This is a genomic window from Pseudomonadota bacterium (assembly GCA_016719885.1).
GTDB lineage: Bacteria > Pseudomonadota > Gammaproteobacteria.
In genome coordinates, this window is record JADJYF010000020.1 from 90,247 (window position 1) to 117,173 (window position 26,927).

Below are 26,927 nucleotides of genomic sequence, written 5' to 3' on the forward strand. Positions count from 1 at the left end.
GGCCGCGCCACATGCGCAGCGCCGGACATGAATATGCGAATGAATTCGCACCTACAGGGTCCTCAACCCATGGTCTGCACCTTGGTCGGTGTGACCTTGTAGATCACGCGCACCTCGCCCGGCTGGCGGAACGGGTAGACGTCCTGGCCGAGATATTTCTTGGCCAGCGCGTTGATGTGATCGTCGCCGCCCTGTTCGGTGATCTCGGTGATTTCTCCGATGATCTGGATGTAGCGATAGGCATTGTCGGGGTCGAGGATCGACAGCGCGACATGCGGACGGGCGCGCATGTTCTTGTCCTTGACGCGGCCCTTGGCCGAATTGAGCAGAACCTGCTTGCCGTCGAAGCTGAACCAGATCGGCGTGACCTGCGGCGTGCCGTTCTTCATGACGGTGCCGAGATGGGCAAAAGTAATCTTGCTGGTGACAAGGTCGTGGAAATTCTCCGGAATCGATGCGGCCATGGAGGGCTCCTCGCGAAGGGCTTGTGATGGGGCCGCGACTGCGGCGACCCCGGCAAAGTAGCGAGCGCCCAGCAGCCGGTCAAGGCGCGGTCAGCGGCCGATTTCCCTTACCATGGCGCCCTGTCCGTTCGCGTTCACTGTCCACAGCCATGCCCGCGCGCCCGCGATGAAAGCCGTCACGTCCGCCCCCGCGTTCCGCCATCGCAGCCTGGCGCTGTGGCTGGCGGCCAGCGCCGTGGCCTTCATGCTGGCCATGCACGGCCTGTCGGCGGCGCTCATCGACGGTGTTTACATCCCGGCCGATCATGATTCTTTCTACCACGCGCGACGCATCCTCGCGGCGCTGCCGGCGCCGTGGCAGCTGCTGCAATTCGATGCACGCATCCACGCCCCGGAAGGCAGCTGGGTCACCTGGCCATGGGCCTACGACATGCTCATGGCGGCGCTCGCGCACGGGGCGCTGCTGTTCATGCCGACGCGGCAGCCGCTCGCGATCCTCGACATCATCGCGCCCTTGGCGGTGAGCGTCAGCGCCGCGCTGGTGATCGGCTGCGCCCGGCAGCTCGGCCTGCGCTTCGCGCTGCAGGTGGCGGCGGCCGCGAGTTTCGCGCTCGCCACGCTGACCCGCGAACTGCATCGCGTCGGCATGCTCGACCATCACTACGTCGAGCAGATCTTCGTGCTTGCCACGCTGTACTGCGGGCTACGCTGGTGCCGCCGACTCGAGAACGCGCGCGCCGCGTGCTGGCTGGGCGTGACGCTCGGTCTCGCACCGGCATTTCACAACGGTGACTTCATCCTGCAGCTGCCGGTATTGGTGACGCTCGCGCTGCTGTGGTGGCGGAACGCACTGCCGGCGCGCGCCACGGTGGCCTTTGCCGGGCGCGCTGCTGCTCACCACCTTCATCATGCTGTTGCCATCGCAGCCGTTCCGGCTCGGCATGTTTTCCTACACCTTGCACTCCTGGTTTCATCTCTACGTGGCGGCCTGCTCGGCCGGCGCCGCGCTGTGGATGCGTTGGCGTCCCGCCAAGCGCGTGAACGTGCTGCTCGGCCTCGGCCTCGGCCTCGTCGCGCTGCTGCCGCTGCTGCCCGAGATGCATCTCGGCGCCGGCTTTCTCGGCGCGCGCCTCGCGGTGCTGGATCGCATCCAGGAAGCGGTGAGCGTGCCGGCCCTGCTGGCGCGCGGCGATTACGGCGTGCTCGCCGAACGTTACTCGGCGCTGGTGTGGAGCGTGCCGCTGCTGTTGGCGGCGCTGCTGTGGCGGCTGCGCGATGACGCCGCCCCGGCCGCCTTGCATTTCGTGGTGATGAGCGTGTTCGGTGTCGGCCTGACCTTGTTCCAGGAACGCCTTGCCTACTTCGGCGGCTTCGTGCTGTGGCTCGCGCCATGCGTGCTCTACGCGGCGTACGTGCCGCCACGACCGCGGCACTGGCTGGCGCTGTTCGTGATCGTGATGGTGGCCGCGCAGGCACCGGGCCTGTCACGCCTCGGCGATCGCCTGGCGGCCGGCGGCGATATCAGTTATCTGCTGCTGCGCGGCATCTATCTCGATCTCGGCCAGCGCTGCGAGCGCGCACCGGGCATCGTGCTGGCCGAGCACGACAATGGTCATTACATCAGCTTTCATTCCGCCTGCAGCGTCATCGCCGACAACTTCATCCTGACGCCGCAGCACGAACGCAAGCTGCTGTTGGTGGAAAAGCTGATGCGCGGCTCGGTCGCGCAATTGCTGAGCGAGGCGCCCTACGTGCGCTACCTGCTGGTGCAACGCGCCGACGACCCGACGCGCAAGCACGAGTCCGCCTGTTGGCCGCGCTGCGCGGCCAATCGCGGACTGCGCCATGAGCTGCTGGAAGTGCGCACACCGTTTCCGCCGCGCTTCACGCTGTTGGCGGAACAACTGGTGGTGCGTGATGGCGTCAGGCAACCGCTGGCGCGGCTGTTCGAGATCGCGCCGCCCGCGCCCTGACGCGCATCACGGAGCGCGTGCCTCGCGGCGGTGGTAGAGCGCGAGACTGAATCCCGACAGGCCGGCATGGGGATAGAACGCTTCGAGCCGGTAGGCACGGCCCTCGGCATCGTGCAGCGCCGGCGCCGCTTGCCACGCGCGTGACGCGTCCTGCCGCAGGATCCATTCCGGTCCTTGCGCCGGCCACGGCGGTCCGACCAGCAGTTGAAAACTCTGACCGGGCGCGAGCAGGCGCGTGTAGTAATCGAGCGTGATGCCATGACGAAACGCGTGGTCGCTCGCCACCACGATGCGCGGCGCGTGGCTGTGGGCGGACATGTACCGTACCGCCGCGCCGGGCTGACCGCGGCCGTCGCGCACCAGCAGCGCAAGGCCGAAAAGGTTGCCTAGCGAAATCGCGGCCAGCACGCCACAACAGACCAGGCGCGGCGCGCCGCCGTGGCGCCAGGCGCGCGCGCCGAGCTGCGCCACGGCCAGCAGCAGGTACAGCACCTCGCCGAGAAAAAATCGTGGGTAGATGAACTGCTGGTGCAGGCCGGCCGCGAGCGGCACGGCCGGCACCAGCAGCATCACCAGCCACAGCAGTGCGCGCTCATCGCCGGCGCGCCTCGCGAGCGCGGCTTCGGTGAACAGCGCCGCCATCGCCAAGCCCGCCAAGGGCCACACCCACATGCCGTCGACGGGTCCGCCCAGCGCCAGTGAACAGGCCGCCGCGGCCGCCTGCCAGGCATTCATCAACGGACCACCGCCGGCCGTCGCGTCGAGGTAGGTCACGGCCGACAGCCACGCCGCGAACAGCATCGGCACACCGAACGGCAGCACGAAGCGGCGCCAGCGCGTGGCCTGCGCCAGCGGCGCACGCCACAGCCGCAGGGCGAACCACAGGGCGAGGCTCAGCAGCGTCGCGCCATAGCTGGCGTGTGCCATCACGCCGAGCATGGCAGCCAGCCAGAAAGTCGCCAGCGCGGCGCGCGCGCGCCCCGCGTCGCCCCGCGCGCAGGCCGCATCGAAGCACTCGAGGGCCCACAGGCTGACCAGTACGCACAGCATCAGTACGCCGTATCCGCGCGCTTCCGAGGCGTAGTTGACGAGCAGGAAGGACGGCGCCATCAACAACGCCACCAGCCACTGCGCCACGCGTCCGGCCGGCGCCATCAGCTGCCATGCGACCAGCACCGACAGGCTGCCGGCCACCACCGCCGGCAGGCGATACCAGCGCCCGTCGACCTCGAGGCCCAGCGCGTGGATCCACAGCGAATTGAGGATGTGGTTGTTGTCGTGGCGTATGCCGAGGAACACGTCGGCGAGGCCGTGCACGCGATCGCGTACCGCGAGCCACGACCAGATCTCGTCCAGCCACAAATCGCCGCGCGCGGCAGCCGCGCGCAACACCAATGCCAGCAGCAGGATCAGCAGCGGCGCCAGCCATGGGCGAGGCGCGGCGCGGAGCGTAGAAACGGCGCCAGCGCCCGCCGCTGGCACCGGGCGATTCACGCGCCGCAGGTCGGTACGCGCAGCGTCTGCCCTTCACGCAAGGAGTAACGCGGCGCCGCCAGTCCGTTCATGCTGGCAAAATCCTTGACGCTGTTGCAGCCGTGCTTGCGCGCGATGGTGATGAGCGTTTCGCCCTTGGTGACCTTGTGCGTCTGCTTGGCGGCGGACGCGCTCGCCGCGGCGCGCGCCGGCGCGGCGCGGGCCACCGCCACCGTGCGCACACCCACGCGCGGCGCGACGCCGGGAATGCGCGCGTCCTGCAAGGCCTGGACGCGCGCCACCATTTCCGGCGCAGTGCAGCGCCGCGTGAAGGCCTCGGCGGCGCGCGCCGGCGCTTCGAGGCGCGTGCCGACCGGCAAACGGGCGTTGGCTTCCCAGCGCGGATTGAGATTGCGCAGGGTGCGGAACCAGCCGCGCTCATTGCCATCCTGGCCGAGACAGATGCTGAGTTCGTTGAGTGACATCGAAGTCACGAGATTGATCTCACCGGGCCGCTGATCGACCTTGGGCCAACGCAGGCCGTAGTCCTCGGGATGCAGGAACAGCCATGCTGCCGCCAACACCATCGGCACGTACTCGCGCGTCTCGGGCGCCAGCGCCTGGAAGACACGCGGGTCCCAGAAACGCCGCGCGCCGCCCTGCGACAGCTTCACCATGCGCGACTCACCGCCGTTATAGGCCCCCAGCACCAGTTCCAGGTCGTTGTTCAGTCGCTTCAACTGATCGTTGAGGTAGGCGGCGTTGGCCTCGGTCGAGGCGGTCGGATCGAAACGCTGATCGAAGCCGTTGTCGGCGCCCAGACCATAGCGCTTGCCGGTGGCCGGCATGAACTGCAGCAGGCCCGACGCGCCGCTCGACGACACCGCGTGCACCTTGCCGCCCGACTCCTTGGCCATGATGCCGAACAATATCGCTTCCGGCAGACCGTTCTTGGCGTAGGTCGGCCACATCTTGTAACGCAGGTACTGGTAGTTCTCGTAGGTGTCGAGCAACTGCGGCCGCATCCACGTCAGCCACTCGCGCAGCGCGGCGCGCAGCGGTTCGTTGAACTGGATGAGGTCGCCGAGCGCCTGGCCGTTCAGCAGGTTGACGCTGCGTTCGCTCTCCGGCAGCGCCGCCAGCACCGGCGAGCGCTCGCCGTCTTCGCTGCTGCTGTTGTCGTCACCGTCAGCCGCGCCGATGCCGACCAGCGCCTGGGTCTGGGCTTCGAGCAGCGCGTCCTGCGACTTGGCAATGCGCTCGACCGCGCAGCCGTGCATGGCCGCGCAGCGTTCGGCGGCGGCCGCCAGTCGCGTGCGCGCCTGGGCCAGGCCATCGGCCGCCGCCGCGGCATCGCCGCTGCGCAGCTTGTCGAGCGCCTGCTCGCCTTGCGTACGCGCCGCGTCGCTGTCGTCGTAGACGGCTTGAATGAATACCGCGCTGGCGGCGGACACTTCGTTGGGGCGATTGGCGAAAGCGTTGGTCGAGGAACGTGAGCCGGAGAGATTGCATGCCGTCAACAGGCACAGCGCGAAGGCGAAAACGGCACGAACGGAACGGGGCATGCAGAGACTCCGACAAGAACCGCGGCAAAGGTAACGGCACGCCCGCCGCCGTGCAACATTTACAAAACGCCGGCCGAGCCCGCGCGGCGCCCGCCGTGTCGACAGACCTCGTCGCGAGGTCTGTCACGCACTCGCCCCGCCGCTCAGGCGACCTGCTCGTAGGCTTCGAGTTTCGGCGCTGCCATCTCCTCGGCAAAACGCGCATAGCTCCATGGCCAACTGGCCGGCACGCCGAACTTGTCGAGATACCAACTCTTGCAGCCGGTCGACCAGATGGCGCCCTTGGCCGCTTCCACGCGCGCCTGGTCGAAGGCGCTGGTGGCGTCGGCACTGGCGCTGATCTCGCGGCAACTGCCATCACGCAGGCGGTTCAACAACTGGATGACGTAGCCGAGCTGCATCTCGGCAATCTGGATCAAGGAGAAATTGCCGACCGGGCCATTCGGGCCGTTCAACAGGAACAGGTTGGGGAAGCCCGGCACCGACAGCGACAGGTAGGCGATGGGGCGGTCGGCCCAAACATCGTCGAGCGTCACGCCACCGCGCCCCGTCACCACCGTCGGGCGGATGAACCGGTCGGCGCGGAAGCCGGTGGCCAGCACCAGTGCATCGAGTTCGTGCAGGCGGCCGTCGGCGGTGCGCACGCCTTGCGCTTCGATGCGCGTGATGCCGTCGGTGACGAGCTCGGCGTGGGGGTGCTGGATGGCCTGGTAGAAATCCGGCGAGAAGATCAGGCGCTTGCACGCCGCCCGGTAATTGGGTCGCAGCTTCTCGCGCAGCGCCGCATCCTTGACGTTGTTTTCCAGGTTGTCGAGACAGGCGCGCTCGATGCTGGCCATTTCCTTGGAGTCGGCATCGATGACGGCGTTGGCGATGAAGTCGGTCATCATGCGCTTGGCTTCGTCGCGAATGGCAAAGATGCGCGCCGGGTCGGCGGCGAAGGCCGCGCGCTCTTCGCCGCTGTAGGCCGGGTTCTCGATCGGCATCACCCACTGCGCGGTGCGCTGGAAGAGCTCGAACTTGGCGACCTTCTCCACCAACGCCGAAGTGATCTGGATGGCGGTCGAGCCGGTGCCGATCACGCCCACGCGCTTGCCGTCCAGCGCCACCTCGTGGTTCCAGCGCGCGCTGTGGAAGCACGCGCCCTTGAAGTCGGCGAGACCGGCGATGTCCGGGATGTTCGGGTAATGCAGCACGCCGGTCGCCGCGATCACGACGTCGGCGCTGTCGGTCGCGCCGGCCGCGGTGGTGAGCTGCCAGCGCCCGTTCTCGAACACGCAGCGCGTGATCTCGGTGTTGAAGCGGATCGACGACAGCACGTCGTACTTGTTCGCCACGCCTTCGAAGTAGGCCTGGATCTCCTCGCCCGGCGCGAACACGTGGCTCCAGTTGGGGTTCGGCTCGAAGGTATAGGTATAAAGATGCGCCGGCACGTCGCAGGCGATGCCCGGATAGGTGTTCTCGCGCCAGGTGCCACCGAGGCGCGCGGCCTTCTCGTAGATGACGAAATTGTCATAGCCCGCCTCGCGCAGCTTGATGGCGGACAGGATGCCGGCCATGCCGGCGCCGATCACGACGATGCGCAACGCGCGCCCGTTAGATTGAGACATCACTCGCTCCTTGGAATCATTGATCACGTCGCCCGCCGCGACGCCCGCTCGAAACCCATGGGGCCTGAGTACACGGGCTCCGCGCGCGCAACTCAAGCCCGCGCCGCCAGGGCGCATGATCCTGATCAAGCGCGGGCGGCGGCGGCGGGGGCTGCCCAGCCGGGCAGGATGACGTTTAAGATTGGGCGCGACAAGGCTCCGGGATGATCATCCATGGCAGTTCCGCACACGGCCGCCAGCGCCCCATGAACGACGAGGCCCGCCAGCAGGCGATCATCACCTCCGCGGGCGTGCGCATGCCGCGATTGGTCTACGGCACGGCCTGGAAAGCCGAGCGCACCGCGGCCCTGGTCGAAGCGGCGCTGCGCGCCGGCTTTCGCGGCATCGACACCGCCGCGCAACCCAAGCACTACGACGAAAGCGGCGTCGGCGCCGGCCTCGCCGAAGTCGGCCTGCCCCGCGAGCAACTCTACGTGCAGACCAAGTTCACGCCGCCCGACGGCCAGGACCGCGCGCGTCTGCCCTATGCGCTCGAAGCGCCGCTGGCGGTGCAGGTGGAACAATCGCTCATGGGTTCCCTGGTGCGCCTCGGCTGCGACTATGTCGATGGCCTGGTCCTGCATTCACCGCTCGCGAGCCGCGCCGCGACGCTGGACGCATGGCGCGCCATGGAACAGGGGGTGGCGCGCGGCATGGTGCGCCAGCTCGGCATCAGCAATTGCTATGCGCTCGCCGAGTTCGACGCGCTGTACCGCGCGGCCACGATCAAACCCGCGGTACTGCAGAACCGCTTCTACGCGCGCACGCGCCACGATCGCGAGCTGCGCGCCTATTGCCGTGCCCATGGCGTGGTGTACCAGAGCTTCTGGACCCTGACCGCCAATCCCGAGGCCCTGGCCAGCGCCACGCTGCGCAACCTCGCGCTGCGCCACCGCTGTGCGCCGGCGCAGATCCTCTATCGTTACCTGACCCACATCGACGTCGTGCCCTTGATCGGCACCACCTCCGTTGCCCACATGCGTGAGGATCTCGCGATCTTCGATTTCGTGCTCGACGCGCGCGAATGCGACGCCGTCAGCCTGCTGTTCTGAAGCCCGCGCATCACCAGTCCGCCGACCAGCAGGTGCCGTCCTGACGCCGCGCCTTGCCAAGGCGTCGACCGACACGACGGCTGCGCATCAGCGCAAGCGGGACCGACGTCATTCAGGTATTGTCTCGCCATGCCCGCTTCCCATGCCCCCGCGCCGCGCCCGTGGTTGATGTTGAGTCTTGCCCTGCTGTGCCAGGTGGCGGTGTCGCTGGTGGTGCAGGGTGTGCCGACGCTCGCGCCCTTCCTGCAGGCCGATCTCGGTCTCACACGCGCCGAGGTCGGCATGTTCAATTCGGCGCTGATGGGCGGCTCGCTGGTGGCGATGTTCGCCGCCGGCTGGGTGGTGGATGTCAAGGGCGAGCGCGCGGCGCTGGTGTGGGGCAATGTGCTGGTCGGCCTGTTCTGCATGACCGTGATCGCCACCCATACTTTCGTCACCGCCCTCATCGCGCTGTTCTTTGCCGGCATCGGCGGCGCCTTTCCGACCCCGGCCGGCAGCAAGACCGTGATGGCGTGGTTCCCCATCCATCAACGCGGCATGGCCATGGGCGTGCGCCAGACCGGCATTCCGCTCGGCGGTGCGCTGGCGGCCGCCACCCTGCCCTTCATAGCGCATGTCGCCGGCTGGCGCGTGGCGGTGATGGCCGGCGGACTCGCCTGCTTCGCGAGCGCGGCGTTGTGCCAATGGGCGTATCGCGCGCCCGACACCGTGCAGCGCGCCACCAGCGTCGCGCAGCCGCTGTCGCGCTTTCGCGATTTCGCGTCGCGCGAAGTGGTGCTGCTCGGCATCGCCGGCGGACTCGCCACCCTCGGCCAGTTCACCTTGATCACCTATCTCGCCATCTATCTCAAGGAGAGCCAGGCCATCGCGGTCACGACCTCGGCCAGCCTGCTGGTGATGGCGCAGGTGGCCGGCGCCAGCGGCCGCGTGCTGTGGGGCGTGGCCAGCGATCGCCTGTTCGGTCATCGGCGACGGCCGGCGCTGCTGTTGCCGGTCGCGCTGTCGGCGCTCGGCGCGCTGGCGCTCGGTTGGCTGCCCCACGGCACGCCGTTCTGGGTGATAGCGCTGCTGGTCACCGCCCATGCATTCTGTGCGCTGGGCTGGCACGGCAACTGGATCGCACTGGTGGCCGAGGTCGCCGGCCCCGAGCGCCAGGGCCGCACGGTCGGCGTGGCGATGTCGATCATGTATCCATGCATCATCGTGTTTCCGCCGCTGTTCGGGTATTTCGTCGACCGCAGCCATTCGTGGCCGGGCGCCTGGACCGGCCTTGCCGTGGTGCTGGTCATCGCCACGGCCTTGATACGCCTGGTCGACGAGCGCAGCCTTGCGCAACGCAACTGACATCCGCAAGACAAGACAAATAGTGAGGACTTGAACATGTGGTCATTCGCCACTGACCCCGATTTCCAGGAGCAACTCGACTGGATAGATCATTTCGTCAAGCACGAAGTCGAGCCGCTCGACCACCTGCTCGGCAGCCAGTGGAACATCCACGACCCGCGCTTTGTGAAACTGGTGCGGCCGCTGCAGGCCAAGGTGCGCGCGCGCGGCCTGTGGGCCTGCCATCTCGGGCCGCATCTCGGCGGCAAGGGTTACGGCCAGTTGAAGCTCGCGCTCATGAACGAATTGTTCGGTCGCTCGCGCTTCGGACCCATCGTGTTCGGCGCCCAGGCGCCCGACACCGGCAACGCCGAGATCCTGGCCCACTACGGCACGCCGGAACAGAAGAAGCGCTTTCTCGAGCCGTTGCTAGCCAACGACATCGTGTCGTGCTTTTCCATGACCGAGCCGCAGGGCGGCGCCGATCCGCTGGTGTTCACCACGCGCGCCGTGCAGGACGGCGACGAGTGGGTGATCGACGGCGAGAAATGGTTTTCCTCGAACGCGCGCTACGCGGCGTTCTACATCGTCATGGCCATCACCGATCCCGAGGCCGCGCCCTACAAGCGCATGTCGATGTTCATCGTGCCGGCCGACACGCCCGGCGTCGAAATCAAGCGCAACCTGACCTTCTACGGCGAGCCGGAAGCGACCCACGCCTACATGGCCTACAAGGCAGTGCGGGTGCCGAAGGAGAACATGCTCGGCGGTCGCGGCGATGCCTTCGTGGTGGCGCAGGTGCGCCTCGGCGGCGGCCGTCTGCACCACGCCATGCGCACCGTCGCGCAGGCGCGGCGCGCGCTGGAGATGATGTGCGAGCGGGCCTTGTCACGCACCACCAAGGGTGAACTGCTGGCGCGCAAGCAGATGGTGCAGGAGAAGATTGCCGACTCGTGGGTGCAGCTGCGCCAGTTCCGCCTGCTGGTGCTGGAAACCGCGTGGCTGTGCGACCAGGGCCATGACTACAAAGCGGTGCGCAAGAACATCGCGGCAGTGAAAGCCGTGATGCCCAAGGTGCTGCACGATATCTCCGAGCGCGCGCTGCACCTGCACGGCTCGCTCGGCCTGTCGACGGAAATGCCGTTCGCGGACTGGCTGGTCAATTCCTACCACGTCGGCCTGGCCGACGGCCCGACCGAAGTGCACAAGATCACGGTCGCGCGCGAAGTCTTGAAGGAATACGAAGGCACCACCAAGCTCTTCCCCGACTATCACAACTTGAGCGAAGCGGAGCGCGCCCATGATCTGTACGACGCATTGCTCGACGGCAGCGACGACTAGGTCGACGGTCTCGTGACGAACGCGGACCAGGGCGACGCGGACAAGGCCTCGCCCTTCCACGCCGGCGAAGCGGACCTGCAGGCGCGCGCCGGCGTGCGCGAGCGCATCGAGCAGCTTGGCCAGGTGGTGATCCGCGACCACCTCATCGAGCAGCACCGCGACTTCTTCGCGCTGTTGCCGACGGTGCTGGTGAGCGCCCTCGACCCGCGCGGCCAGGTGTGGGCCGGCATGTTGGCCGGCGCGCCGGGCTTCGTGCATGCACTGGACGCGATGCACCTGCGCATCGATGCGCTGCCGCGCGGCGATGACCCACTGGCCGGTGGCATCGTCGTCGGCGCGCCCGTCGGGATGCTGGGGCTGCAAGCCCACACCCGCCGCCGCAATCGCATGAACGGTGAAGTGAGCGCGGTCGACGCCGAGGGTTTCACGGTGGCGGTGCGCCAGAGTTTCGGCAACTGCCCGAAATACATCCAGGCGCGCGAGGCGCGCTGGCTCGGCGGCGTGCCGCAGGGAGGCCGCGAGCTTGGCGGCGCGCTGCTCGATGATGCCCTGCGCGCCCGCATCCGCGGTGCCGACACCTTCTTCGTCGCCAGCCGTTCTCGCGATAGCCACGCCGCGCGCGACGGCGGCACGGGACTCGACATATCACACCGCGGCGGCAGGCCGGGCTTCATCCGCATCGACGACAGCGCCACGCACAGCGTGCTGGTGATCCCCGATTTCGTCGGCAACTTCCTGTTCAACACGCTCGGCAACCTGCTCGAACATCCTGCCTGCGCGCTGCTGTTCGTCGACCACGAGCACGGCGGGCTGTTGCAGTTGATGGGCGACGGCGAGATTGAATGGCAAGGTGCGGAGGTGGCGCGCTTCAAAGGCGCCGAACGCCTGTGGCGTTTCCACTTGCGCGGCAGCGTGTGGCGGCCGGGCGTGTTGCCGGTACGCTGGAGCGAAGCCGAACTGGCGCCGCAACTGAACGATTTGGGTGAATGGCCCCTGTAGGTGCGAATTCATTCGCACATCTGCGCGTCAGACCCACAATGCGTCTTTGTGGGTCAGACTTCAGTCGCTCAGGAGCCTTGCGTTCAACGTCAGGCCGTCGCCGCCCAAAGACAACATTGCAACGCTACGCCACCTGCTGCTGCGCCCACCAGCGGCGCACCGAGGCGTTCACTTCGGCGGCGTGGAATCGCGCGACCTTGTTGCTCGGCGCCAGCGCTTCTTCGTAGAAGAAGGTCGGCAGTTCGTCATCGACCTCGGTGAAGCCGGCGGCGCGATTGAACTCGGCTTCCATGCGCAGGGTCTGGCGGCCGAGCGCGCGGAACCAATCGACGCCGAAGGACGTGCCGCAGGCGGCATTGATGGAATCGACCACCATCTCGATATTGGCATTCGTCACCGAGCGGCCGAACACGCACAGCCCCAGCGAATCGGCGGTGGCGCACAGGGTCTGCATTTCCATGCTGACGTCCACCAGTTCGTCGACGTTCTTGCCGCTGCATTCGAACTTCGGCGCGTTGCCGGTGGTGTGATCGGCGCCCTGCGCGGTGACCATCATCGAAATGCCGGTCACTTCGATGACGCGCGGGTCATAGGCGCTGATGCCCTGCTTCTTGATCACCGGACAGCGCGCCACGTTGTAATGCTGGCCAACCGCCGCCGTGCCGCGCGCCCACAGTCGCCCGTCGGCGCTGCCGGCGCGCAGTTCCTCCATCACGCGCGTGAGGAACGCGACGTCGCCGAAAGGCGCGAGTCCCGCATCCAGCAGCACACCCATCATGGCGCCGGTTTCGATAGTGTCGATGCCGAGGTCGTTGGCGTGCCAGTTGAGGCGCGCGAGATCGTCGGGGTCGGTCAGGCCGCAGTTGGTGCCCATCAGGCCCAGGGTCTCGTATTCCACCGGTGAGACGATTTCACGACCGTCGGCATCGGCGTAGACATTGCTGCATTCGATGAGGCAGCCGGGCATGCAGGCATGGGAGGTTTCGCCGCCGCGCGACTGGTTCTGGGCGCGGATGAAATCGCCGCCCATCTTCAACACGCCCTTGGCGATATCGACCTGTTGACCGGAGGTGAAATTGTTCACCGGCAGGCCACCGACATGGTTGGTGTAGTCGGCCATCATCGCCGTGCCGTAGTCCTTCAGCACGTTGACCGCCTCGTCGGCACGCAGCTTGGCGCCGTAGTCCTTGATGCTGCCGAGCACCTTCTTGCGATCGTGGAAGGTCGGCATGCGGTCGAGGTCGATGACGATGGCCTTGAGCTTCTTCACGCCCATCACCGCGCCTACACCGCCACGGGCCGCGAGGCGCGCCGGCCGCTTGTCGGTGTCGCTCATGGAAATGCCGGCCAACAGACCGCCGTACTCACCCACCGGCCCGCAGATGGCGACGCTGACTTTCTGGCCATAGACCTCGTGCAGCATGGCGGCGGTTTCGAACGTGCCGCGGCCGAGATAGGGCGTGCCGCTGGTGAATTCGACCGTGCCGTCCTTCTTGAGGTACATCACCGTCCAGTCGTCGCAGCCGCCATGGAGCGTGAAACCGGCAATCGAGAGCTGGCCCATGGCGAGGCCGAAAGAGCCGCCGGCATTGGCTTCCTTGATGCCGCCGGTCAGGGGACTCTTGCAGCCGACACTGGTGCGGTTGGCATTGGACCAGTTGCTGCCCGCGAACGGCCCCGCCGAGAAGATCAGCGGGTTGTCGGTGCTGAGCGGGTCGACGCTGGCGGCGCCCAGTTCGAGCAGGGTCTTGGCGATGAAGTAACGGCCGGCGTGGGCCACCTGCTCGCCGCTGAAGGTCTCTTCGCGCACGCTGCGCTGGGCGAGATCGATGTGGAGATATTTGCGCATCGGCATTCCTCGCGTGGCATTTTCTGATCTGGCGCCAGTATATCGGCACGGGCGGCCCGCGCCGCATTCCCGCGCGGAGAGTGTGGCTGAAGCCGCCCGGCGCCGCCTCAGTCGTCGTCGATGTGCTTGCGCAACTCGATGGGCGCCACGGTGCGGCGCCGCAGACGTAGATTGAGCATTTCCACCGACACCGAGAAGGCCATGGCGAAGTAGATGTAGCCCTTCGGGATATGGAATTCCAGGCCCTCACCGATCAACGCCACGCCGATCAGCACCAGGAAGCTCAAGGCCAGCATCTTGATGGTCGGATGGGCATCGACGAAATCCGAGATCGGGCCCGACGCGACCATCATCACCGCCACCGCGATCATGATGGCCGCGATCATGATCTCGACATCACTGGCGAGGCCGACGGCGGTGATGACCGAATCCAGCGAGAACACGATATCGAGCACGCCGATCTGGATGATGGTGCTGAAGAAGGTGGCGTGGCCGCCGGCCGCGTTGCCGGTGTCTTCCACGCCTTCGAGTGAATGGTGGATCTCGAGCGTCGACTTGGCGAGCAGGAACAGGCCGCCGCCGATCAGGATGAAATCACGGCCCGACAGGTCGATGCCCATCACGCTCACCAGCGTGGCCTTGAGCTTCATTATCCAGGTCAGTGCCAGCAGCAGCATGATGCGCGTGGCCATGGCGAAGCCGAGGCCGATCACGCGCGCGCGCTTGCGCTGTTCCGGCGGCAGGCGGCCGACAAGAATCGCAATGAAGATGATGTTATCGATGCCGAGTACGATCTCGAGGAACGTGAGGGTGGCCAATGCCACCCAGGCTTCCGGGGAACTCAACCATTCCATCTTCGTTCAGGCCTCGCTGTCTGGCGCCACGCGCGCACGTATGAGATCACAAAATTCACGCACCGCGCCGGCGCCGCCGCCGGCCTGGCACAGGTAGTTCACCGCGCGCCGCACCTCCGGCACCGCATCGGCCGGGCAGCTCGACAAGCCCACCGCGCGCAGCCCGGGGAGATCGTTGAGATCGTCCCCGATGTAGGCAATTTGCGCCAGGCTCACGCCGAATCGCGGGGCGTGTTCGTCGAGCCACGCGCGCTTGTCCTTCACGCCCGGAAAATAATCCGTGATACCGAGCTTGCGCATGCGCGCGCGCACCACCGCGCTGTTCTCGGCCGTCACCACGCACACCCGCACGCCGGCATCGCGCAGCATCAGCATGCCCTTGGCATCGCGCGTGTCGAATTTTTTCAGGGCCTCGCCGTGGCCGTCGTAGTACATGCCGGCGTCGGTCAAGGTGCCGTCGACGTCCACCACCAGCAGCCGGACATCGTGGGCGGCGGCGATGCGTGGCCTGAGCAGCGCCTCGACGACAGGCCAGTCGGCGGGCTCGTCGAGTTCCGCCGCGCACTCCTCGTGCATCACGTGTACGCCGATGCGACCACCGAGACGCACATGGGTTTCATCCAGCAGGCGGCGGCGGGTGAAATAAAACGCGCCGTTCTCCATCACGGTGCCGGCGAAGTCCTGGCGTCGCGGCCGCCGGGCAGGGTCGTAATTGAGCGCCTGGCCGTCGTGACGCCAGAAGAAGCGTTTCAATTCCACGCCGGTCAGCAATGAATCGAGCTGTTCGGCTTCGAAGCGTGCGCGCGCCGCGCGAAAGTCCTCGCTGCGCGTCAGGGGCGAGGTGGCCTGGATGAGGCACAGCACGTCGCACTCGACCTGGGCGGCAAGTTCCAGCATCACCGATTCGCTGCTCGCGGTGTCGCTGGCATTGGCCGGGTCGCGGTCGACAACCTCGACACGCGCGCCGAAACGCGCGCGCGCGTCGGCACGGATGTCGGCGTCGTCCGAGGCCACGTAGATGGCATCGAAGCAGCCCGACTCCAACGCTGCCGTGAGGCTCCAGGCGTACAGCGGCCGCCCGGCGATGCTGCGCAGGTTCTTGCCCGGGATGGACTTCGAGCCACCGCGCAGCGGCAGCAGCGCGACCCAGCGCATCAGCGCAGGTGCACGCCGGGCAGACGCTTGAGCTTGGCGCGCTGGGGCGCCTCGATGTCGAGAATGGCGGTCGGCTTGTGGGTCAGCGCGGTGGCCACCGCGCGTACGTCGCGCACCAGTTTGCGCAGGCCATCGGGCTCGAGCGAGGCCGGGTGATCGGTGCCCTTCCAGGTGCGATCGAGCGTGAAGTGACGCTCCACCCAGTTGGCGCCCAGGGTCACCGCCGCGACGTCGACGGCGATGCCGAGATGATGGCCTGAGAAACCGATGTCCTTGACGCGATGGGCATACAGTTCGCGCAGGCGCGCCACTTCCAGCAGGCAGACCTGGTCGAACGGCACCGGGTAGCCCGAGGTGCAGGCGTACAGCACCACGCGGTTGTGCACGTCGAGCCGCTCGAGCAAGGTCACGATCTCTTCCTGCTCGGCGGGCGTGGTCATGCCCATGGAGATATGGATCTCACCGGCGTAATCGCGGGCCAGGAATTCCAGCATCTCGAAATGCAGGTTGCAGGCCGACGGCACCTTCAGCATGTAGGGATTGAGCGCCGCCATTTCGCGCGCCGAAGTCATGTCCCACACCGAGGTCGAATAGCCGATGCCGAACTCCTCGCACCAGCGCATGAGTTGGCGATGCTGGTCGGGGTCGAACTCCAGGAACTCGCGATGCGCGCCGTAGGTGTCGCCATAGCTGTTGGCGGGATTGGGATGCGGGGCGTTGTATTCCTCGGCCGTCAGCAGTTCACGGTTGCAGCGCTTCTGGAACTTGACGAAGTCGGCCTTGGCGAAGCGCGCCGCGGATTCGATCAAATCGCGGGCGATGGCCATCTCGCCTTTGTGGTTGCAGCCGATTTCGGCTACCACGCGTGGATGCGGTCGTTGGCTCACTGGCCTGCTCCTTACAACTGTCAAGGCGCGACTTGATCGGTCGCGTGTGGCCCCGAGGCGCGCGCGCCGGTACGGCGCCTGGCGGCGGCGGGGTCATGGATGCGAAACACGTAGGGTGAGCGGGCCTCGGCCCGCACACTGCCAAAGCGCCCGAGCTCGGCGCCGAAACGCGCGATGCGGGCATTCAGTTCGGGCACGGTCACGCCCGGGAATCGATGCGCATGGTAGGCGGCACTGTTGCGGTGGTTGGGCCTCATGCCGTTGATGCGCTTGACCAGAGTGCGGATGTTACCGGTCAGCCACGCGCGGAGCCAGGGTAGCGCGGCCGGTCGCGGCGGCGCGTGGTTGCCATGGCCACCGGCCAGCAGCACGTCCATGACGCGGTCACAGGCGAGCGCGCCGTGGGTCGCCGCCAGGTGGCGGTCGAACAGGCGTTCACGGGTGGCGGCGTCGACCAGGCCACGGCGGCCGTCGAGGATCTCCGCCAGGAAAACGCGCACCTCGTCCTGCGTTTGCGCGCAATGGCTCAGGCCGTTGGGCAGGTGGTAGTCGAAGGTCTGCGAGCGCACCGGCATGTAGCTGACGGCCGGCGTATCGAGCACGCATGCCTCGACGGCGGTGGTACAGCCGTTGTGCAGCAACACCTTGGCGGCCATCAGCCACGGCACGACATTGCCCTGGTGGGCGACCTCGACCTCGGGACAGTCCGCCAGGATGGCGCGCCACACGTCGTGATTCTCCGACGGATGGGGGCGCAGCACGATGCGCTGCCCGGGGAACCAGCCGGCGAGCTTGGGCAGCAGCTCGCGGAAATGATCGTAGATGGCCTGCTGGTGCGCGGCCATGCCGGTCGCGAATTCGAGACTCATGCCACGCCCGGTGCGACTCACCTGCGGCTGCCCGTGGCTGTCCTGCTCGATGAGATTGAGCGCCGGCACGAAATTGTTCACGAACGAGAAATTGGTGTTGACCAGGATGAAATCGCCGTAGCGCGCCTTGAGCGCCGCGACTTCGTCGGCGAAATAGCCGCGCACTTCCGGGCGCAGCTGATCGATGCGCGGATTGCCGGTCACGTGCACCGGCACGCCGTTGTAGCCGGCATAGCTCTTGAAGAACTCGGCGTCGTCGCGGCCCCAGGCGAACAGCTGGTCGATGACCTTGAAGGTGTCTTCCGAGTAGCGCCACGCGTAGTACTCGGGCGAGCTGTAGCGCACCAGGCTCTCCTCGTCCCAGGCCACGATGTCGTGGCCGAGACCACGGATGAGATTGAGCATGAGCTTGCTCAAGGAGCGCATGCTCTTGGCCAGGAACAGGCCGCGCGGCAGGTAGGGCATGGCGAAATTGATGTAGGTGCGCGAGCCGATGATGACCGGCAGGCCGCGCTCCGCCGCCACGCAGGCCAACAGCAGCTTGGCGTCGAGTTCACGCACCTGGTTCTCGACCGGAATGATCAAGGTCGACGGGCTGGCCGTCATGGGCGGGAGCAAACTGTCGGCATGGCGGGTGAAACGAAACGGCGCGGCATCACGGCGCGCAGTTGACCCGAATTGCCGGCGCTTGGCAACCGCCAAGCCGCGTCGCCGTGTCCGCCAGGCTGTGCCATCATCCGGCGCCTGTCATCACCGGAGACCCGCCATGAGCAATGCCGACACGCCCAGCAACGAACAGGCGACCTACTGGAACGAGGAAGGCGGCGAACGCTGGGTGCGCCATATCGACGGCGTCGAGGCCATGCTCGAACCTTTGAACGCCGGCCTGCTGGCGGGCGTGGCGGCGCGGCCCGGCGAGCGCGTGCTGGACATCGGCTGCGGCGGCGGCGTCACCAGCGCGGCGCTGGCGCGCGCGGTCGGAGACGGCGGCCACGTGACCGGCCTCGACGTCTCGCAAGTCATACTGGAGGTGGCGCGGCGCCGTTATGCGACGCTCGCCAATCTCGACTTCCTGCTCGCCGACGCCGGCACCCATGACTTCGCGCCGGCCAGCTACGAGGTCTTGACCTCGCGCTTCGGCGTGATGTTCTTTCCCGATCCCCATGCCGCCTTCGCCAACCTGCGGCGTGCCCTGAAAGCCGACGCGCGTCTGTGCTTCCTGTGCTGGCGCCGGCTCGACGAGAACCCGTGGATGGGGCTCGCCGCCGCGGCCGCATTCACGGTGTTGCCGCCGCCGCCCAGACCCGAACCGGGCGCACCCGGACCGTTCTCGTTCGCGAAACGCGAACGCGTGAGCGACATCCTGAGTTCGGCCGGCTTCGGCGCAATCGAATTCGAAGCGCTCGATCGCGGCATCGACCTGGGTTCACTGGATGAAGCCATGGCGTGGCTGACGCACATGGGCCCGGCCGCCCAACCGTTGCGCGAAGCGAACGAGGATCACCGCGCGCTGGCGCTGGATGCGATGCGCGAGGCTCTGGGCAACGAAGAACGCAATGGCCGCGTGGTGCTGAACGGCGCGACCTGGGTGGTGAAAGCGCGGGTGGTGTGAGCGCAAAAATCCCGTAGGTGCGAATTCATTCGCACATTCAAGTGTGATTCGCAGTGCCCTCCGCGACAGTAATGTGCGAATGAATTCGCACCTACAGGGCTGGGACGCGGTCGCTACCGCGCCAACGGCCCCCTGACCAAACGCCCCGGCAGGTTTCCTGTCGGCACATTGTTCTCGAGCAGCACTTCACCGTTGACGATGGAGGTGCTGATGCCGGTGGCGGTCTGCTTCAGGCGCTGCGCGCCGGCCGGCAGGTCGTTCACCAGCTCCGGCATGTTCTGCGCGATGGTGTCGGGGTCGAAGATCACGAGGTCCGCGTTCAGGCCCTCGCGCACCAGGCCGCGATCGTATAGCCCCCAGGCGGTGGCGGTGTCGTGGGTGATGAGACGCACGGCTTCTTCCAGGGTGAAGGCCTGCTTGTCGCGCACCCAGTGACTCAAAAGATGGGTCTGCAGGGACGAGTCCATGATCTGCGCGACATGCGCCCCGGAATCGGAGAAGGTCACCACGCTGCGCGGGTGCTTCATCATGGTCAGCACATGATCCTGGTCTTCGTTGGCGAGCGGCTGGCGGAAGAAGGCATTGCCGTTGGTCTCGAGCGCGATGTCAATCATCGCTTCGGCGCCGCTCAGGCCGCGCTCGCGCGCGATGTCGGACATCAATAGTTCATCACCGATGCCGCGCATGTAATAGAACCAGTCCCATTCCGGCGGACGCGCCTCGGCGCCGACGATCTCGGGGCCGGTATACGGGGCGTTGGCGACTTCGACCAGCTTGCGCTTGACCGCCGGGTCGCGCAGCAGGGCCAGCTGTTCATCGATGGGCTTGGCGCGGATCTCGCGCCACACGTCCCAGGTGTCGAAAGGCGTGTGCGATTTGAACGACAGCAGGGTGGAAATCGAGCGGCTGTGGGCTTGCACGAACATGCGCCCGCCGGCCACGCATACGTCATTGGCGAGCTGGTAATAGTCGGGCCACACGTCGGGCGCGATGCGAATGCTCGGCATGCCGAAAGTAATCGGCACGCCCGACTCGACGGCGAGCGTGGTCAGGCGTTCGAAATAATCCTTCTTGCGCCGCTCGCTGCGTCCGGGCGCTTCGCCGGCCAGTTCGAAGATGCCGGCGCCGGTCTCGCCCATGGCGTTGACGATGGCGCGCACTTCCGACCAGTCGGCGATGCGGCTCGCCACCGGTCGATCGTCGGCGGTCTGGTGGTTGTAGGTGCGCGAGGTGGAAAAACCGATGGCGCCGGCGCGCACCGCGTCCTGCACTTCGAACTGCATGCGCTTCAGTTCATCGGGCGTCGCCTGCTCGCTGAACGCGCGCTCGCCCATCACGTAGGTGCGCAGCGCCGAGTGGCCGATGTAGCCGCCGTAGTTGATGCCCTTGGGCAGGCCGTCCAGCACGTCGAGATATTCACGGAAGGTTTCCCAGCGCCAGTCGATACCGGCGCGCATCGCGTCGCGCGACAGGTCTTCGGCGCGTTCGAGATTGCGGAACACCATGTCAGCGTCTTTCGCCGCGCAGGGCGCGAGCGTGAAACCACAATTGCCCATGATGACGGTGGTGACGCCGTGGTAGCAGGAGCAGGAACCGAGCGGATCCCAGAAGATCTGCGCGTCCATGTGGGTGTGGCCATCGACGAAGCCCGGCGACACCACCTGGCCGGCGGCATCGATGCTGCGCTGCGCGCGTTCCTTGATGCGTCCGATCTTGACTATCTTGCCGTTCTTCACTCCCACGTCAGCCGGAAAGCGCGGGCCACCGGAACCGTCCACCACGAAGCCGTTCTTGATCACGAGGTCGTACATCGTCGTCACTCACTGTGGGAGAAGCGTAAAGGAGATTAGCACACCGTCCGCGGCGCACCCGCCAACCCTTTAGTGGGTATCGTCACCCCATCGCGCGGGTTCGCGCCAAAGCGCGACCGCGCGCCTACAATAACCTCACCCCATCGCAGGAGATCGTGCGCATGCCGGCCTACACCATCATCGACGTCGACACCCACGTCACCGAGTCGGCGGACCTGTGGACCAGCCGCGTGCCGGCACGCATGCGCGACGCGGTGCCGCGACTGGCCAAAGACAAACGCGGACGACATATGTGGTTTTTGAACGGCAAGCCCATTGCCAAGCTGGGCCTGTCGGCCACCGCCGGCGCCGGCGACATGAAGGAACCGCCCGATCACTACGACGACATGCATCCCGGTGCGTTCGACGCCCAGGCGCGCCTCGCCTACATGGACGAGATGGGCATCTGGGCGATGGTCATGTATCCCAACGTCGGTGGCTTCGGCAGCCAGGTGTTCCTGCAGCTCGGTGATCCGGAATTGATGCGGACCTGCGTCGAGGTCTACAACGACTGGCAGACCGAATGGGCGTCGGCCGACAGCCGCCGCCTGCTGCCCATCACCTCGACACCTTTCTGGGACGTCGATGCGGCGGTCAAGGAGGTGCGACGCTGCGCCAGCATGGGCCATCGCGGCATCCTGTTCACCGGCGAGCCACAATCGTTCGGCCTGCCGGTGATCGGCGATAGGTATTGGAACCCGCTGTGGGAAACGGCGGTGGAGCTGGACCTGCCGCTGAGCTTCCACATCGGTTCGGGCAACATGGAAGCGGGCGTACAGAAACAGAAAATCGAGGCCTACGGCCGCATGGCGGCCTTCACCGAAGTATCGGTCGCGTTCTTCATGCGCAACGGCGTGCAGATGGCCGACCTGTTGATGTCGGGCGTGCTGGCGCGCTATCCGGGCATCAAGTTCGTGTCGGTGGAAAGCGGCATCGGCTGGATACCGTTTCTGCTCGAAGCGCTGGACTACCAGTTCCTGGGCAACCGCGTCAGCGAGGAACGCCCCGATCTCGACATGCTGCCTTCGCAGTACTTCGCGCGGAACATCTATGGCTGTTACTGGTTCGAGCAGGTGGCGCCGCGACGCCTGATCGACAAGGTCGGCGTCGACAACATCCTGTTCGAGACCGACTTCCCGCACCCGACATCGCTGTACGGCGCGGACGTACACGCGCGCATCGCGAGCGGCCTCGGTGAATGCGATGCCGACACGCGGCGCAAGATCCTGTGGAGCAATGCGCAGAAGCTGTACAAGGTCGAGGAACCGGGCGCCGCGGATCTCGCGCGCGCCTGAACGCTTCGTCGCCGATGTCGCAAATACCGGTCAGCAGCGCCTGCGTCGAGTTTCGCGAGACCCTGGCGCGCCACATCAAGGACCTGACACGCGCCGATCCCGAGCGGCATGGCACCGCCTGGTATTTCCTGCGCTACCTGAAACGCGTCGCCGTGCGCGCCGAGGCCAGTGCCAAGGCCAGCGACGCCAGCGGCGCGATGCGCGGCCTGACTCGTTTCTACGTGGATTCAGCGGCAGCGGACGCCGATCTCAGCGCGCGTTTCGACGAGGTGCTGGCGGCGCACCGGCATGCGCTGCGCGTCGAGCACACTCGACCGGCGGATTCCCTCTGTAGGTGCGAATTCATCCGGCACACGTTCGGGCGAAGACCGAACGTTCGACGTCAATGTGCGAATGAATTCGCACCTACAGGGCACGACCTCACACCGCCACGCGATGCATGGCCGCCGTCGCATCGTGCAATTCCTCGAACAGCTCCGCGAGCGGCACCGGCTTGCCGATGCCATAGCCCTGCAGGTAGTCGATGCCGAGCCGCGTCAGCACTTCGGCCTGCTGCGGTCCTTCGACGAATTCGGCGACCGTGGTCTTGTCCATGATGCGCGCGACTTCGGCGATCGATCGCACCATCGCTTCATCGAGTCGGTCGAGGGCGATGTTGCGCACGAAGATGCCGTCGATCTTGACCACGTCCACCGGCAGCGCCTTCAGGTAGGCGAAGGACGACAAGCCGCTGCCGAAATCATCGAGCGCGAAGCGGAAACCGCGCTGCTTGAGTCCGTTGATGAACGCCTGCGCGGTATTGATGCTGGCGATGGCGGCGGTTTCGGTGATCTCGAAACAGAACTTGGCGGCCGGCAGGTGGTGGGCGTGGAACTGCTGCTCGATGAAGGCCTGCAGCTCCTGGTCTGCCAATGACTGGCCGGAAATATTGATCGAGCACGACTCGATCAGCGCCAGGCAGTCGCGATGCGCGGCAAACCATTCACAGGTGTGGCGTATCACCCAGCGATCAAGGCGCGGCGCGAGGCCGAAGCGCTCCGCCGCCGGCAGGAACAGGCCGGGTGAAATCATGGCGCCGCGATCGTCGCGCATGCGCACCAGGATCTCGAGATGGGTGGACGGCGCCTCGGGTCGGCTGCGGGTCGCGCGTATCGGCTGCGCGTGCAGTTCGAAACGGTCGTGCTCCAGCGCGCGGTTGATGACCGCCACCGAGTCCACCTGCTGGCGATGGCGGTTCAGCTCGGCGTCGTCGGGATCGAACTGGTAGACGCGCCTACGGCCTATTTCCTTGGCCGCATAGCAGGCCGCGTCGGCCGCCTTCATGACGCTCGCCGCGCTGGTATCGGGTGACAAGAGCGCGACCAGGCCGATGCTCGCACCGGCATTGAAGAACTTGTCCTCCCAGGCGAAGCGGTGCGCCTCGATGGATTTGCACAGCTTGTCGGCGATGGCGCCGGCCTGCGCGCGCGTGCAGTGCTCGAGCAGGATCGCGAATTCATCGCCGCCGAGTCGCGCCACCGCGTCGTGCTTGCGCACGTGCTCGCGCAGCAGCGCCGCCACTTCCTTGAGCATGGCATCGCCGGCCTCGTGTCCGCAGGCATCGTTGATGACCTTGAAGCTGTCGAGATCGAGATACAGCACCGCGTGCTGGGTGGTGTCGATGCGGATCGATTCCAGCGCGCGTTTGAGGCGCGTCTCGAATTCGTGGCGGTTGAGCAGTTCCGTCAGCTCGTCGTGGGTTGCCTGGTAGGCGAGCCGGTCCGCCATGATGCGGGTGGTGGTGACATCCTGGATCTGTACGATGGCGCGCACACCGCCCTCGGTCGAGCGCAGGATCGGTGAGCCCGACACCATCACCCACAGCGGCGCGCCGTGGCAGGACGATTGGCGGGTCTCGAGACAGAACTCGCTGATGCGCCCGGCCAGCAGGGCGTTGAAGCGCTCGTGGAGACGCGCACCGTCCACCGCGTCGGCCAACGCCCAGAACGGCCGCTGCTGCCAATAGCCGGCGTCCGTGCCATAAATGCCCTCGGTGACACGGTTGGCATGCACCACCGCGCCGTCGGCGTCGATCAGGAGCATGCCGATGGGCGCATTGTGAAAGGCGCTGGCGAAGCGCGCCTCGGTCTGCTGCAGGGCCGAGGCCAGTTCCGCCGAACGGTTGAAATGACGACTGTAGTGCCGCCCGGCCGACAGCAGCGCCACGCCGAACAACATCGCCATCAAGGCCAAGGTGCGAAACACCGCGCTGTCGTGCAGTGCGCACCACAGCGACACGGGGAGCAGCATCAGCGGCACGTACAGGCGATAGCTGCCGAGCACCGGTGACAGGTGCACGATGCCGCCCGCGCTCAAGCCGGCCAGCACCGAGACGGCGAGGAACTGGTATTCGAAGGGTACGCCCGACATCATCAACACCGCGCCGACGCCCCAGGTCAGGCCGGTCAGTGCCACCAGCACGCAGAACTGCTGCTCGGCCTGGGCCACGGGCTGGCGGCCGGGACTGGCGAGGAAGCGCGTGCGCTGGTGCATGCGCAACATGCACAGGCCGCCGAGGCCCAGGTACCAGCTCGCGAGCATGCCGTGGTTGCCATAGGGCCACCACAGGCACAGCAGCAAGGTCGCGAGCGCGAGGTTGCAGATGAAGCCGAGCAGCGCCTGTTGGTGCACATACCCCAGGCGCAGTTCGCGCAGAGAGGTCTGGGCCGCATCGCTGGGCACGTATTCCAGCGCGGGCGGCAACTCGGTGGTGGCGGCCGAAAACATAGGCGTGAAGTCCGACAGGCTGCGCCGCGGCGCGTGATTCGAAATCATGGGGTGTCGCTTCAGGCGATGTGCGCGACGCGGCGCGCAGGCGCGGTGCGAGTCTCTGCACGGCGGGTGGGGTGCAGCGAATTCACGCCTGGCGCCCGGCAGGCACGGGCGTCGGCCGCGGTGTTCACCGCGCTATCGACGTGCCTGGCACCGGCCTGCCCTAGTGACATGGTCTCTCCAACAAGGCACCGGCACTGTCTCGCTTCCATGGAGGGGTGCGTTCCGGGATCGCCGGCGCTCACCGGTTAGCGGGTCGATCGAGGCCGGCCTTTAATCGCGCACGCGGCACGCCGGCGCGATGACCACGCTACAATGGCGCATGACCCGACTTCTCGCCCGCTATCACGTCGGCGCCGCCGCTGCCGACATCGACACCCGCGCCGCCGCCCTCGCCCTGGAACAAAGCATCGAGATGCCGCTCGCCGCGGTCACCAGCGCCTACGTGCGCGACGAAGTGGTGGCGCGCGTCGACGCCATCACCGAACTGGCGGCGGACCACTACGAAGTGACGCTCGCCATCGCCACCGCCACCGTCGGTCACGACATCGGCCAGCTCATGAACATGCTGTTCGGCAATTGCTCGCTGCAGGACGACGTGGTGCTCCACGACGTCGAGCTGCCCACCGACCTGCTCGGCCACTGGCAGGGCCCGCGCCATGGCCTGGCCGGCCTGCGCGCGCTGGTCGGCGCCGGCCCGCGCGCCCTGACCATGAGCGCCTTGAAGCCCCAGGGCCTGCCCGCCGCCGAACTGGCGACGCTGGCGGCGACCTTCGCCGCCGCCGGCATCGACATCATCAAGGACGACCATGGCATCGCCGACCAGGACTATGCGCCGTTCGCGGCGCGTGTGCGTGCCTGCCAGGCGGCCGTGGCGCGCGCCAACGCCGCCAGCGGCGGCCACGGCGTGTATGCCCCGACCCTGTCCGGCGGCCCGCGCCAGCTGGCCGCCCAGGCGCGCATCGTGCGCGAGGAAGGCGTGAAGATGGTGCTGGCCTGCCCGATGCTGATGGGCTTGCCGATGTTCGAGGAACTGGTGCGCGACGAACTCGATTGCGCGGTGCTTGCCCACCCTGCGCTGGGCGGCGCCGCGCGCATCGCGCCGCCGTTGCTGTTCGGCAAGCTGTTCCGCATGCTGGGCGCCGACGCCACGGTGTTCCCCAATCACGGCGGACGCTTCAGCTACAGCCCCGCGACCTGCGCCGCGCTGGCGCGCGCCGCGCTCTCGCCCTGGCACGACTACCGGCCCTGCGCGCCGGTGCCGGCCGGCGGCATGAGTGTCGAGCGCGTCGACGAAATGCTGGACTTCTACGGTCGCGACGTCATCCTCCTCATCGGCGGCGCGCTGCTGACGGCCGGCGCGGCGCTGCCGCAACGCGCCCGCGAATTCGTCAGCCGTGTCCACGCCGCCACAGTTGCAAGCGAGACCTCACCGCCATGAGCAATGACACCCATCGCCGCCACGACGGCCAGTTCCATTGGCAGGACGTCGACGTGCTGGCCTACAAGCAGAGCGGCGAAGCGCCGTTCAAGGACGTCACCCGCCAGGTGCTGTTCGAGGATCCCGAGCTCGGCTGCCAATGGCGTTATTTCGAAGTGGCGCCGGGCGGCCACACCACGCTCGAGCGTCACCAGCATGTGCACGCGGTGATGGTGGTGCGTGGCCGCGGTCGCGCGCTGGTGGGCGAACGCATCCACGAACTCGCCAACCACGACCTGGTCAAGGTGCCGCCGCTGACCTGGCACCAGTTCCGCGCGCCGGACGATGAGCCGCTGGGCTTTTTGTGCCTGGTCAATGCCGAACGTGACCGCCCGCAGTTGCCGCGCGAAGAGGATCTCGCGGCGCTGCGCGCGGATGCCGCCATGGCGGAGTTCATTCGCCTGTAGGTGCGAATTCATTCGCACA

The 26,927-nt window shown here is 66.9% G+C and carries 21 protein-coding genes; 9 read left to right on the forward strand and 12 right to left on the reverse strand.

The annotated features are described in order from the left end of the window. Positions 1–62 precede the first annotated feature (62 nt). Together IPM80_19680 and IPM80_19685 are read right to left on the reverse strand one after the other, a co-directional pair. Positions 63–464, reverse strand: a complete 402-nt coding sequence (locus IPM80_19680; protein ID MBK8960572.1) for a PPOX class F420-dependent oxidoreductase — start codon at positions 462–464, stop codon at positions 63–65. Between the two features lie 79 nt (positions 465–543). Further along, positions 544–1,122: a hypothetical protein gene (locus tag IPM80_19685; GenBank protein MBK8960573.1), complete on the reverse strand. Its 579-nt coding sequence runs from the start codon at positions 1,120–1,122 to the stop codon at positions 544–546. A 217-nt stretch (positions 1,123–1,339) separates the two neighbouring features. On the opposite strand from IPM80_19685, the gene IPM80_19690 reads away from it, so the two are divergent. Beyond that, the gene (locus IPM80_19690; GenBank protein MBK8960574.1) at positions 1,340–2,437 is read left to right on the forward strand and encodes a hypothetical protein; all 1,098 of its coding nucleotides are present in this window, start codon (positions 1,340–1,342) and stop codon (positions 2,435–2,437) included. A gap of 6 nt (positions 2,438–2,443) precedes the next feature. Here the strand turns inward: IPM80_19690 and IPM80_19695 are convergent, their stop codons facing one another. The 3 genes from IPM80_19695 to IPM80_19705 all read right to left on the reverse strand — a co-directional run bounded on the left by IPM80_19695 (position 2,444) and on the right by IPM80_19705 (position 7,085). Continuing rightward, positions 2,444–3,931, reverse strand: a complete 1,488-nt coding sequence (locus tag IPM80_19695; GenBank protein ID MBK8960575.1) for a hypothetical protein — start codon at positions 3,929–3,931, stop codon at positions 2,444–2,446. Continuing rightward, positions 3,928–5,475: a transglycosylase SLT domain-containing protein gene (locus IPM80_19700; protein MBK8960576.1), complete on the reverse strand. Its 1,548-nt coding sequence runs from the start codon at positions 5,473–5,475 to the stop codon at positions 3,928–3,930. The genes IPM80_19695 and IPM80_19700 overlap by 4 nt, the downstream gene beginning before the upstream one ends. A 143-nt stretch (positions 5,476–5,618) precedes the next feature. Beyond that, positions 5,619–7,085: an NAD(P)/FAD-dependent oxidoreductase gene (locus IPM80_19705; protein ID MBK8960577.1), complete on the reverse strand. Its 1,467-nt coding sequence runs from the start codon at positions 7,083–7,085 to the stop codon at positions 5,619–5,621. A 245-nt stretch (positions 7,086–7,330) separates the two neighbouring features. On the opposite strand from IPM80_19705, the gene IPM80_19710 reads away from it, so the two are divergent. From IPM80_19710 to IPM80_19725, 4 genes are all read left to right on the forward strand, one after another. Then, a complete protein-coding gene (locus IPM80_19710; protein MBK8960578.1) occupies positions 7,331–8,176 on the forward strand; it encodes an aldo/keto reductase in 846 nt (281 codons plus the stop codon). A 129-nt stretch (positions 8,177–8,305) separates the two neighbouring features. Beyond that, complete coding sequence (locus IPM80_19715; GenBank protein MBK8960579.1) at positions 8,306–9,520, forward strand: MFS transporter; 1,215 nt, start codon at positions 8,306–8,308, stop codon at positions 9,518–9,520. 36 nt (positions 9,521–9,556) lie between these two features. Beyond that, the gene (locus IPM80_19720) at positions 9,557–10,840 is read left to right on the forward strand and encodes an acyl-CoA dehydrogenase family protein (protein MBK8960580.1); all 1,284 of its coding nucleotides are present in this window, start codon (positions 9,557–9,559) and stop codon (positions 10,838–10,840) included. 12 nt (positions 10,841–10,852) lie between these two features. Further along, positions 10,853–11,839, forward strand: coding sequence for a pyridoxamine 5'-phosphate oxidase family protein (locus tag IPM80_19725; protein ID MBK8960581.1), 987 nt, complete (start codon positions 10,853–10,855; stop codon positions 11,837–11,839). 124 nt (positions 11,840–11,963) lie between these two features. On the opposite strand, the gene IPM80_19730 is transcribed toward IPM80_19725, so the two are convergent. The 5 genes from IPM80_19730 to IPM80_19750 all read right to left on the reverse strand — a co-directional run bounded on the left by IPM80_19730 (position 11,964) and on the right by IPM80_19750 (position 18,059). Beyond that, positions 11,964–13,688 (reverse strand): aldehyde ferredoxin oxidoreductase, encoded by a 1,725-nt coding sequence (locus IPM80_19730; protein ID MBK8960582.1) that lies wholly within the window; start codon positions 13,686–13,688, stop codon positions 11,964–11,966. A 107-nt stretch (positions 13,689–13,795) separates the two neighbouring features. Beyond that, entirely contained in the window at positions 13,796–14,542 is a 747-nt protein-coding gene (locus IPM80_19735; protein MBK8960583.1) for a TerC family protein, read from the reverse strand. Positions 14,543–14,548: 6 nt separating this feature from the next. Continuing rightward, positions 14,549–15,697, reverse strand: coding sequence for an acylneuraminate cytidylyltransferase (locus tag IPM80_19740; protein MBK8960584.1), 1,149 nt, complete (start codon positions 15,695–15,697; stop codon positions 14,549–14,551). Next, positions 15,697–16,524 (reverse strand): N-acetylneuraminate synthase family protein, encoded by an 828-nt coding sequence (locus IPM80_19745; GenBank protein ID MBK8960585.1) that lies wholly within the window; start codon positions 16,522–16,524, stop codon positions 15,697–15,699. The genes IPM80_19740 and IPM80_19745 overlap by 1 nt, the downstream gene beginning before the upstream one ends. A gap of 80 nt (positions 16,525–16,604) precedes the next feature. Then, entirely contained in the window at positions 16,605–18,059 is a 1,455-nt protein-coding gene (locus IPM80_19750; GenBank protein MBK8960586.1) for a hypothetical protein, read from the reverse strand. A gap of 160 nt (positions 18,060–18,219) precedes the next feature. Here IPM80_19750 and IPM80_19755 point away from each other — a divergent pair, with 160 nt between their 5' ends. After that, the gene (locus tag IPM80_19755) at positions 18,220–19,065 is read left to right on the forward strand and encodes a class I SAM-dependent methyltransferase (GenBank protein MBK8960587.1); all 846 of its coding nucleotides are present in this window, start codon (positions 18,220–18,222) and stop codon (positions 19,063–19,065) included. Between the two features lie 113 nt (positions 19,066–19,178). On the opposite strand, the gene IPM80_19760 is transcribed toward IPM80_19755, so the two are convergent. Beyond that, on the reverse strand, positions 19,179–20,876 hold the full coding sequence (locus IPM80_19760; protein ID MBK8960588.1) for an amidohydrolase family protein: 1,698 nt from the start codon (positions 20,874–20,876) through the stop codon (positions 19,179–19,181). Positions 20,877–21,037: 161 nt separating this feature from the next. Here IPM80_19760 and IPM80_19765 point away from each other — a divergent pair, with 161 nt between their 5' ends. Then, positions 21,038–22,210 (forward strand): amidohydrolase, encoded by a 1,173-nt coding sequence (locus tag IPM80_19765; protein ID MBK8960589.1) that lies wholly within the window; start codon positions 21,038–21,040, stop codon positions 22,208–22,210. A gap of 420 nt (positions 22,211–22,630) precedes the next feature. Here the strand turns inward: IPM80_19765 and IPM80_19770 are convergent, their stop codons facing one another. Continuing rightward, on the reverse strand, positions 22,631–25,024 hold the full coding sequence (locus tag IPM80_19770) for an EAL domain-containing protein (GenBank protein MBK8960590.1): 2,394 nt from the start codon (positions 25,022–25,024) through the stop codon (positions 22,631–22,633). A gap of 319 nt (positions 25,025–25,343) precedes the next feature. On the opposite strand from IPM80_19770, the gene IPM80_19775 reads away from it, so the two are divergent. Both IPM80_19775 and IPM80_19780 read left to right on the forward strand, forming a co-directional pair. After that, positions 25,344–26,462: a ribulose 1,5-bisphosphate carboxylase gene (locus tag IPM80_19775; GenBank protein ID MBK8960591.1), complete on the forward strand. Its 1,119-nt coding sequence runs from the start codon at positions 25,344–25,346 to the stop codon at positions 26,460–26,462. Beyond that, positions 26,459–26,908 carry a cupin domain-containing protein gene (locus tag IPM80_19780; protein ID MBK8960592.1) on the forward strand — a complete coding sequence of 150 codons (450 nt, stop codon included), beginning with the start codon at positions 26,459–26,461 and terminating at the stop codon, positions 26,906–26,908. Before IPM80_19775 ends, IPM80_19780 begins: the two co-directional genes overlap by 4 nt. Positions 26,909–26,927 lie beyond the last annotated feature (19 nt).